Here is a 406-nt window from a genome sequence, read left to right as displayed (position 1 = left end):
GTCGGTACCAGGCTTAGTCTGCCCATGAAATTTGGGTTTGGTTCACTCGCTCCGACATGACGTCGGAACTTACGGGAGCATCACTATGACTGATATTGCGCAGTTGCTTGGCAAAGACGCCGACAGCCTTTTACAGCATCGTTGTATGACTATTCCAGCCGAGCAGCTCTATCTGCCGGGCCATGATTACGTTGACCGCGTCATGATTGATAACAACCGGCCACCGGCAGTGCTGCGGAACATGCAGACGCTTTACAACACCGGACGGCTGAGCGGAATCGGCTACCTGTCCATTTTGCCCGTTGACCAGGGCGTGGAGCACTCTGCTGGCGCATCATTTGCCGCGAATCCGCTCTATTTTGATCCAAAAAATATTGTTGAGCTGGCGATAGAAGCCGGCTGTAAC

At 53.2% G+C, this 406-nt stretch carries 1 pseudogene; it reads left to right on the top strand.

What is annotated here, in order from left to right:
• Positions 1-85: 85 nt before the first annotated feature.
• Positions 86-406: pseudogene (locus tag QQZ17_RS21160) on the top strand (class I fructose-bisphosphate aldolase); the annotation flags it as partial.

The sequence above is a fragment of the Citrobacter sp. T1.2D-1 genome (assembly GCF_950098555.1).
In the GTDB taxonomy this organism is placed as follows: domain Bacteria; phylum Pseudomonadota; class Gammaproteobacteria; order Enterobacterales; family Enterobacteriaceae; genus Citrobacter_A; species Citrobacter_A telavivensis.
The sequence above is the reverse complement of the archived record's forward strand: the minus strand, read 5'-3'. Positions and strand labels throughout refer to the sequence as shown.